Origin of the sequence: Pseudaminobacter salicylatoxidans, from assembly GCF_003148475.1 — a bacterium.
Lineage (GTDB): Bacteria > Pseudomonadota > Alphaproteobacteria > Rhizobiales > Rhizobiaceae > Pseudaminobacter > Pseudaminobacter salicylatoxidans.
Window position 1 is genome coordinate 54,223 of the sequence record NZ_QGGG01000022.1, and the last position, 9,062, is coordinate 63,284.

Consider the following 9,062-nt stretch of genomic DNA (forward strand, 5'->3'; position numbering starts at 1 on the left):
GCCGGCATTTTGAAATGCTGATGACCGAATGTGTCAGCGAGATTAATCGAATATCGGCATTATCGATATGGCCGGGCATTAAGCCAGCGACGGAATTGCCCCGATCCATCGGCGTGGGAGAATTTCCGTTTCAACCGGCTTCGTTCCGGAGCAGGTTTGCACCACCGGCTTGCCGTTACAGCAGTGGCCCGAGCATGGCGATGGTGTTGTTCCACAACCGGCGCGGCCAGCGCCATTGCGCCACCTCGGCCAGTTCGACCGGCACGGAAGCCTCGATATAACTTTGCTGGCGCGCGCGCATGTCGGCCGTCAGTTCCGGATCGCAGAACAGGATGTTGTTTTCCGAGTTCAGCTCGAAGCTGCGCCTGTCCATATTGGCCGAGCCGATCAGCGTGACCTCGCCGTCCACGGTCATGGACTTGGTGTGCAGCAGGCCGCCGACATATTCATGGATGCGCACGCCCGCTTCCAGAAGCTCCCGATAGTAGCTGCGGCTGGCACCCGCCACGATCCAGGAATCGTTGCGGCGCGGGAAGATGATGGTGGTGGCCACGCCGCGATGCGCGCTGGCGCACAGTGCGGCCTGTATCGGCTCGTCGGGCACGTAATAGGGCGTGGTGATGACCAGTTCGCGCCGCGCCGCGTTCATCATGGCCACGAACATTTCCGGCATGGCCGAATAACGCACCGTCGCGCCGGTGCCGACGACCTGCGCGGCAAAGCCCGGTTCGCTCTCCGCGATCGGCTGGCGCAGCAGGTCGCTCAGGTCCTCGTTGACATGCCCCATCCAGTCGCTGGCGAACAGGTGCTGGTTCTGGCGCACGACAGGCCCCTCGAAGCGCATCATGATGTCCACCCAGGGCGCGAACCTGGCCTTCACGGCAAAGGCGGCATCGGCGCAATTCTGACTGCCGCAATAGGTGACGCGGTTGTCGATCACCACGATCTTGCGGTGGTTGCGCATGTCGATGCGGCCCTTGAAGGGGCGCGACAACGGGTTGCCGATGGGAAGGGCGCGGGCCAGCCGCACGCCCGCGGCGGCCATATCCTTCCAGTGGACGGAGCGGATCAGCGCGCGCGAGCCGAGGTCGTCCACCATCGCGCGGCAGGTCACGCCGCGTGCGGCGGCGCGCTTCAGCGCCTCCACCATCTTCAAGCCGTTATTGTCGGCGAGCCAGATGTAGAACAGCAGATGCACATGGTCGGTCGCCGCGTCGATGTCGTCCACCATGGCAGTGATCGACGCATCCGAATCCTCCAGCAGCCGCGCGCTGTTGCCACCCACCGGGGGATAGCTGCTGATCGACTGTCCCACCCGGAAAAGCGGCGTATAGCGCTTGGGGATCGCGCGGTAGCGCCTGTGGCGCCCGTTCTGGCCACCGCTGATTTCGGACAGCGACGGCAGACGCTTCAGCGCCGCGCGCATGCGGGCAATGCGGCGGCGGCCGATATTGGCGTCGCCGAACAGCACATAGGCCAAGATGCCCACCACCGGGGCGACCGCGATGACCACGATCCAGGCAAGCCGCGAGGCCGGCTCGCGATAGGGCCGCAGCAGGGCGCGAATGATGAAGGTGATCTGCAGGATGATGTGCAGGGCCACCAGTATTGAGCCGATATACGCGGTTCCGATCATGCGGGAGGACTACCTTCGGGCATGGCTGGAAACGGTTCGATCACCTTCGGATAAAAGATTCAACCATGTCGTGCGGCCGGCACGACATATGCGGCCGCAATCGCCGGGGCAAGCCTGCCGCTAGGATCTGGCGAACGGCGCCAGCAGCCGCTGCTGCGTCTCTTCGGCCAGCGCCAGCAGCACCTGCCCATGTCGGTCCATGACCCAGAGCGAGGCCATGGCTGCGGCCAGGCCGACGATGATGGAGCCGACCATGTCGAGCGGATAATGGACACCGATATAGATGCGCGACCACGCCATGACGAGGCCCAACCCTGTAGCGACCCAGGCGACCGTCTTGCGCCGGAGCATGAACAGAACCGCCGCGCAGGTGGCGAAGGCAAGGCCGTGATTGCTCGGGAAGGAGGCGTTCGGCCGGTGTTCGACCAGCGCATGGCCCAGGCCGACCATGAACGGGCGCGGCCTGAACATGACCAGGCCGACCAGATAGCTGAGGACAATGGCGATCACCAGCGCGAGCAACAGCGCGATTGCCGTCAGCCGCCGCCGGCGGCCGCCAAGCAGCCAGAGAACGACGAGATAGAGCGGGATCAGCAGCAACAGCACCTTGGTGGCGGAGATCGCCAGCCAGGAAACGATGGCATTGGGAGTGGCCCCGGCGTTCAGGAGCAGGAACAGGTTGCTGTCGAATGTGAACATCTTGCCGTCCTCAACCCCCGAAATCCGCTTCAATGATCGTCACCGCAGGGTCAACAAGCCGTTAACCGACTCATTAATCCCTCAGCGATCGTTTCGGCTAGAAGCGGGCGATAGCGGAATTGTGGCGCGATGGAAACGAAACGCTTGCCGGGATGGAAATCCCCGAAAAAATTTTCATCCCGGACCCGGTAGGCAAGGGCGTTAAACTTGATTATAGAAATCATGTATTCGCAGCCCTGCAAGAGCAGGCCCAGTTGAGGAGTTCGACATGAAGCCCCTTCTTTCCATGCTGACCGGCGCAGCCGTTGCCCTGTTCGGCGTCCACGCCGCCGCAGCGCAGGAAGCGTCCGATGGCATCGTTGTCTACAATGCCCAGCATGAAAGCCTTGCCAAGGAATGGGCCGAAGGTTTCACCAAGGAAACCGGCATCAAAATTACGCTGCGCAACGGCAAGGACAGCGAATTCGGCAACCAGATCGTCGCCGAGGGCGCTTCGTCGCCCGCCGACGTGTTCCTGACCGAAAATTCGCCGGCCATGGCGCTGGTTGAACAGGCCGGCCTGTTTGCGCCGGTCGATGCCGAGACACTGGCGCTGGTGCCGGAGACCTTCCGGCCGGAAAGCGGCAAGTGGACGGGCATCGCCGCGCGCAGCACGGTGTTCGTCTACAACAAGGAAAAGCTTTCCGCCGACCAGCTCCCCAAGTCGATGCTCGACCTTGAGAAGCCGGAATGGAAGGGCCGCTGGGGCGCATCGCCTTCCGGTGCGGACTTCCAGGCCATCGTCGGCGCGCTGCTGCAGCTCAAGGGCGAAGAGACCACTGCGGCCTGGCTCAAGGGCATGAAGGATAACTTCACCGCCTATCGCGGCAACGGCACGGTCATGAAGGCGGTCAATGCCGGCGAGATCGATGGCGGCGTGATCTACCACTATTACTATTTCGGCGATCAGGCCAAGACCGGCGAAAACAGCAATAATGTCGAACTGCACTACTTCAAGCAGCAGGATCCGGGCGCTTTCGTCTCGATTTCCGGCGGCGGCGTGCTGGCTTCGAGCAAGCATCCCAAGGAAGCCCAGGCCTTCCTGAAATGGATCGCCGGCAAGGGCGGCCAGGACATCCTGAAGAACGGCACGTCCTATGAATATGCCGTGGGCGTGGGTGCAGAATCCAATCCGAAGCTCGTGCCGCTGGCCGATCTCGATGCGCCTGCCGTGAACCCTTCGCAGCTGGATTCGAAGAAGGTGACCGATCTGATGACGGCTGCCGGTTTGCTTTAACCGGCATTCGTTCTAAAGAAAGATCGCAATCGCAGCGCCCGCGGAAGCTTTCCGCGGGCATCTCATTTTGAAAGGCCGACACTCATGAGCCGCTTTTCCGACCCAATCTTCGTCGGTCCGGCGCTTTTTGTCGGCAGCCACCGCATCTGAGCCGATGGGATACTCGACCGGCAGCTATGCCCGCAGCGACCTCGGGGCCACGCTCCTGACGGGTCGGCGCGCGCGCCGGCGCCCGGTGTCGTGGATGGCGGTCGCGGCGGTTGTGGTCTCGCTGTTTGCCCTGCTGCCGCTCGGCTTCGTGATCTTTTCGGCCTTCCAGGCCGGCTGGCCGACCGTGGTGGAACTCGTGTTCCGGCCGCGTGTCGGCGAATTGCTGACCAATACCATATTCCTGATGCTGCTGACGGTGCCGCTGACGGCCGTGCTGGCAACGGCCCTGGCGTGGCTCACCGAGCGCAGCGACCTGCCGGGCGTGCGGATATGGTCGTGGCTCGCGGTGGCGCCGCTGGCGGTTCCGGCCTTCGTGCATTCCTATGCCTGGGTGACGCTGATCCCCGGCATGCACGGCCTGTTCGCGGGCGTTTTCATTTCCGTCATCGCCTATTTCCCGTTCCTCTATCTGCCGATCTCGGCGGCGCTGCGCCGCCTCGATCCGGCGCTGGAGGATGCGGCCTCCTCGCTTGGCCTCAGCCCGGCCAGGGTGTTCCTGCGCGTGGTGCTGCCGCAATTGCGGCTTGCACTGTGTGGAGGCGGTCTTCTGGTGGCGCTGCATCTGCTTGCCGAATACGGGCTTTACGGCTTCATCCGCTTCGACACCTTCACCACCGCGATCATCGACCAGTTCCAATCCACCTTCAACGGAGCGGCCGCCAACATGCTGGCCGGGGTGCTGGTGAGCTGCTGTCTGGTGCTGCTCACGATGGAAATGCTCATACGCGGCCAGGAGCGTTATGCGCGCGTGGGCTCCGGCGCGGCGCGGCAGCAGCCGCGCATCAGGCTCGGCCGCATGACCCTGCCATGCCTCGTCCTGCCGCTCGTCGTCGCGCTCGTGTCGCTGGGCGTTCCGATCCTCACCGTCGGCCGCTGGCTGATAGCGGGCGGCGCCGATGTCTGGCGCCTCGACGAGATCGGGCTGGCGCTCGGCCAGACGCTGGTGCTGGCGCTGCTCGGCGGCCTGGTGGCGACGGTGGCCGCAATTCCCATGGCCTGGATCTCGATCCGCGCGCCGGGATGGCTGCAGCGCATACTGGAAGGCACGAACTATGTCGCCGGCTCCTTGCCGGGCGTGGTGGTGGCGCTGGCGCTGGTGACGGTCGCGATCAGGGTCGTGCCGCCACTCTACCAGACGCTTTTCACCATCGTCGTGGCCTATGGCCTGATGTTCCTGCCGCGCGCGCTGATCAGCCTGCGGGCGTCGATCGCGCAGGCTCCGGTCGAACTGGAGCGCGCCGCCGGCAATCTCGGCCGTCCGCCGCTGCGGGCGCTGTGGGCGACCACGATTCGCCTTTCGGCGCCGGGCGCGGCCGCCGGCATGGCGCTTTCGGCGCTCGGCATCATGAACGAGCTGACGGCCACGCAGATGCTTGCCCCCAACGGCACGCGCACGCTGGCCATGGCATTCTGGAACTACAGCGGCGAGATCGACTACGCCGCCGCCGCACCCTATGCGGCGATCATGGTGGCGATGTCGCTGCCGCTCACCTGGCTGCTCTATGTGCAGTCCAAGAAAATGGCTGGACGATGAGCCTGCTGGAACTTCACGGATTGAAAAAGACATATGGTCCCGTCACGGCGCTGGCCGGCGTGGACCTTTCAGTTGCCTCGGGCAGTCGCACGGCGATCGTCGGCCCCTCGGGCTGCGGCAAGACCACGCTGCTGCGGCTGATCGCCGGCTTCGAGACGCCCGACAGCGGCAGCATCATGCTGGACGACAAGCCGCTGGCGAACGGTGCCGGCGCGGTGCCGGCGCATCTGCGCGGCATCGGCCTGGTGGCGCAGGATGGCGCGCTGTTTCCCCATCTCAGCATTGCCGAGAATATCGGCTTCGGCCTCGGGCGTCATGCCGCCGGACGCAATGAGCGCATCACCGAGCTTGCCTACACGGTGGGACTGGACAGCGCCCTGTTGAAGCGGCGGCCGCACCAGCTTTCCGGGGGCCAGCAGCAGCGGGTGGCGCTGGCGCGAGCGCTGGCCATGAGGCCGCGCCTGATGCTGCTCGACGAACCCTTCTCGGCGCTCGACACGGGCCTGCGCGCCTCCATGCGCAAGGCCGTTGCCGAACTGCTCGAGACGGCGGGCATCGCCACCGTCCTCGTCACCCACGATCAGGCCGAGGCGCTGTCCTTCGCCGATCAGGTGGCCGTCATGCGGGAGGGATCGTTCTCGCAGGTCGGAACCCCGCGCGAACTGTATCTGAAGCCCAGGGACCGGATGGTGGCCGAATTCCTCGGTGAGGCGTTGGTGCTCCCGGCAATGATCGTCGATGGCTTTGCCGAGACCACGCTCGGCCGCCTGCCGCTGGACGGCAGCGGCGAAAGGCCCGCCCTCGCCCGCGTCATGCTGCGGCCCGAGCAGGTGATGCTGGAAATCCGCCCCGCAACCGAAGCGGCCGATCCGCAGGCCGGCGCGCTTTACGGCGAGGTGGTGGAATCGGAATTCGCCGGCGCCACGTCCACCGTGGCGGTGAGGCTCATCAACAGCCCCGATTCCCCCGAAGCGGCGGCAATCGCAAATACGCCGCTGGTGCTGCGCAAATCCGGCATCGAGGCGCCCGCCGTGGGTGAGATCGTGCGCATCCGCACGATCGGCACCGCGCATGTGCTTGCGGCGGGTTAGCCCGAGCACCTTTTGACCGCAGAGAAATCCCTCGCGAAAAAAATAATTCCGGCACCGATGGAATAAATCCATCGGGTCATTCGTTTCTTCTGTCACGATTGATTTATGGATGTCGGAGAGGACGAATGATCAGCAGACGTCAGATGCTCAAAACCGCAGGCTCGGCAGCGCTCGGGGCGGCCGGCGGGCTTGCTTTTCCGGGATTGGCGGCACGCGCCGCCGAGACCGTCACCCTGCCCTTCGCCAATGGCGAGCGCCCGCTGGTGCGTTATCCCGGCAAACGCCCGCTGATCGGCCAGACCGCGCGCCCGCCGCAGCTCGAAACGCCCTTCAGCGTCTTCAACGAAGGCATCATCACCCCCAACGACGCCTTCTTCGTGCGCTATCATCTGGCCGACATACCGCTGGAGATCGACCCCGAAGCCTACCGCGTCGAGGTCAAGGGGCTGGTCGACACGCCGCTGTCGCTGTCGCTGGACGAGCTGAAGGCGCTGCATGATCCGGTGGAGCTCGTGGCCGTGCACCAGTGCTCGGGCAACAGCCGTGGCTTTTTCGAACCGCGCATGGGCGGCGGCCAGCTCGCCAACGGCGCGATGGGCAATGCCCGCTGGAAGGGCGTGCCGCTGAAGGCCCTGCTCGACAAGGCCGGCGTGAAAGCCGGGGCGGTGCAGGTTTCGTTCAACGGCATGGATGGCCCGGCGCTGCCCGAGACGCCGGATTTCGTCAAGGCGCTGGATATCGACCACGCAGGCGATGGCGAGGTGATGATCGCCTATGCGATGAACGGCGAGGACCTGCCCTGGCTGAACGGCTTCCCCGTGCGCCTTGTGGTGCCGGGCTGGTATGGCACCTATTGGATCAAGCATCTCACCGAGATCACGGTGCTCGACAAGCCGCTCGACAATTTCTGGATGAAGACGGCCTATCGCATTCCCGACAATGACTGCGCCTGCACCGAGCCGGGCAAGCCGGCCGAAAAGACGGTGCCGATCAACAAGTTCTCCGTCCGCTCCTTCATCACCAGCGTTCTGGACGGAGACAAGGTTGCTGCGGACGCCCCGCTGAAGCTGCGCGGCATCGCCTTCGATGGCGGGTCGGGCATCAAGGAAGTGGCCGTCTCGATCGACGACGGCAAGAGCTGGATGCCGACCGATCTTGGCGAGGACCTCGGCAAATATTCGTTCCGCGAATGGACCAGCACGGTCAAGCTGCCCAAGGGCGAACATGTGCTGAAGGTGCGCGCCACCGGCAATGACGGCAAGACCCAGCCGGAAAAGCAGCCGTGGAACCCGTCGGGTTATATGCGCAACGTGGTCGAGACCACCAAAGTCGTCGCGGCCTGAGGAGAGGGATCATGAAGCGTATTTCCGCAAAGGCATTGTTCGTCGCCGGTGCAACCGCCCTGCTGGGCGCCGGCTATGCCGCGGCCGAAAGCCTGTCCTACGAACTGCCGGACGAGACGGCCGAGTTCCGCCAGGGGCCGGGTGTCGAGATGGCCGAGATCAACTGCGTCGCCTGCCATTCGGCCGACTATATCGAAACCCAGCCGCCCGCAATGGGACACGGCTTCTGGGAGGCCGAGGTCAAGAAAATGAAGAATGTCTATGGCGCGCCGATCGAGGAGGCGGACATCCAGGGCATCGCCGACTATCTGGCTTCCACATATTGAGTCGGTGCGGAATGCCTCGCATCGCTCTCTCATACGTGGTCATGCTGACGCAGGCGGGTTGCGCCGCGTTGTCGCGGCCGCAGCGATGACGCATGCTCAGGCGATGCACCGGGATCGTGACGAATGCTGACGCGCACGCGCTTTGCCGAACGCCTTGCGCGCCACCAGCAGCGGCTCTACGGCTACGCGGTCGCCATCACCGGCGACCGCGAGCGGGCGCGCGATCTTCTGCACGATTGCGTGGAACGGGCCGCGGGCGCGCGTAAATCGCCTGCCGATGATCCTGCCTTTCGCGCATGGCTGTTCACGATCATGCGCAATCTGTGGATCGACCAGGTCCGCGCCGACCGGCGGCACTCGCTGGCCACGGAAACGCTTGGCGATGCGAGGCCGGACATGCCGGTGTCGCTCGAAACCACGATGGTCAACACCTTCGCCGTCAGGCAGGCGTTCGAGCGGCTTTCGCACGACCATCGGGAGGTGCTGGCGCTGGTCGATATTTCCGGGTTCAGCTACCAGGAGGCAGCCGACCTGCTGAGCGTGCCGCGCGGCACCGTCATGAGCCGGATCAGCCGGGCGCGCGAGGCGCTGGCGCGGCTGCTTGCCGATGACGAGCCGACGGTCGTTCCCTTTTCCAGAGCCCCAAGAAAAGTATGACAGATACCGACCGCGACCTCGAACTGCTGAATGCCTATGTCGACGGCGAATTGTCGGCGGATGCGCGTGATCTGCTGGAAGCGCGTATCGCTTCCGATGCCGGCCTTGCGCGCAAGGTGGAAACGCTAGAGTCCTTCACGTTTTGACGGAAGCGTATCCTGCGTTTGCGAGATAGTTTTGGCATTCGTCAGCTTCGATGGTTGTTACGAGGTGTCCGACCTGGCGCCAGGTGTCCTCGATAGTTCGCTTCTGGGCCATTCGCATCCAATGCTTGATTTTAGCGAAGGCCT

9 protein-coding genes and 1 pseudogene are annotated in these 9,062 nt (G+C 64.4%); 7 read left to right on the top strand and 3 right to left on the bottom strand.

Going from position 1 to position 9,062, the window contains the following annotated elements; all coding sequences use genetic code 11:
• Positions 1–175 precede the first annotated feature (175 nt).
• Together cls and C7441_RS21920 are read right to left on the bottom strand one after the other, a co-directional pair.
• Positions 176–1,636, bottom strand: a complete 1,461-nt coding sequence (gene cls / locus C7441_RS21915) for a cardiolipin synthase (protein WP_109614689.1) — start codon at positions 1,634–1,636, stop codon at positions 176–178.
• A 120-nt stretch (positions 1,637–1,756) separates the two neighbouring features.
• A complete protein-coding gene (locus tag C7441_RS21920) occupies positions 1,757–2,335 on the bottom strand; it encodes an undecaprenyl-diphosphatase (RefSeq protein ID WP_109614690.1) in 579 nt (192 codons plus the stop codon).
• A gap of 268 nt (positions 2,336–2,603) precedes the next feature.
• Here C7441_RS21920 and C7441_RS21925 point away from each other — a divergent pair, with 268 nt between their 5' ends.
• The 7 genes from C7441_RS21925 (at position 2,604) to C7441_RS24195 (ending at position 8,918) form a co-directional block, all read left to right on the top strand.
• On the top strand, positions 2,604–3,611 hold the full coding sequence (locus tag C7441_RS21925; protein WP_109614691.1) for an iron ABC transporter substrate-binding protein: 1,008 nt from the start codon (positions 2,604–2,606) through the stop codon (positions 3,609–3,611).
• Positions 3,612–3,765: 154 nt separating this feature from the next.
• The gene (locus C7441_RS21930; protein WP_109614692.1) at positions 3,766–5,355 is read left to right on the top strand and encodes an ABC transporter permease; all 1,590 of its coding nucleotides are present in this window, start codon (positions 3,766–3,768) and stop codon (positions 5,353–5,355) included.
• The gene (locus C7441_RS21935; protein WP_109614693.1) at positions 5,352–6,446 is read left to right on the top strand and encodes an ABC transporter ATP-binding protein; all 1,095 of its coding nucleotides are present in this window, start codon (positions 5,352–5,354) and stop codon (positions 6,444–6,446) included. The genes C7441_RS21930 and C7441_RS21935 overlap by 4 nt, the downstream gene beginning before the upstream one ends.
• 125 nt (positions 6,447–6,571) lie before the next feature.
• The gene (sorA, locus tag C7441_RS21940; protein WP_109614694.1) at positions 6,572–7,789 is read left to right on the top strand and encodes a SorA family sulfite dehydrogenase catalytic subunit; all 1,218 of its coding nucleotides are present in this window, start codon (positions 6,572–6,574) and stop codon (positions 7,787–7,789) included.
• 11 nt (positions 7,790–7,800) lie between these two features.
• On the top strand, positions 7,801–8,115 hold the full coding sequence (gene sorB / locus C7441_RS21945) for a SorB family sulfite dehydrogenase c-type cytochrome subunit (RefSeq protein ID WP_019170804.1): 315 nt from the start codon (positions 7,801–7,803) through the stop codon (positions 8,113–8,115).
• Positions 8,116–8,238: 123 nt separating this feature from the next.
• Entirely contained in the window at positions 8,239–8,772 is a 534-nt protein-coding gene (locus tag C7441_RS21950; RefSeq protein WP_109614695.1) for an RNA polymerase sigma factor, read from the top strand.
• Positions 8,769–8,918, top strand: coding sequence for an anti-sigma factor family protein (locus C7441_RS24195; RefSeq protein WP_170125227.1), 150 nt, complete (start codon positions 8,769–8,771; stop codon positions 8,916–8,918). The genes C7441_RS21950 and C7441_RS24195 overlap by 4 nt, the downstream gene beginning before the upstream one ends.
• Here C7441_RS24195 and C7441_RS21955 read toward each other — a convergent pair.
• Positions 8,908–9,062, bottom strand: a pseudogene (locus C7441_RS21955) (IS630 family transposase); the annotation flags it as partial. The gene C7441_RS24195 and the pseudogene C7441_RS21955 overlap by 11 nt on opposite strands.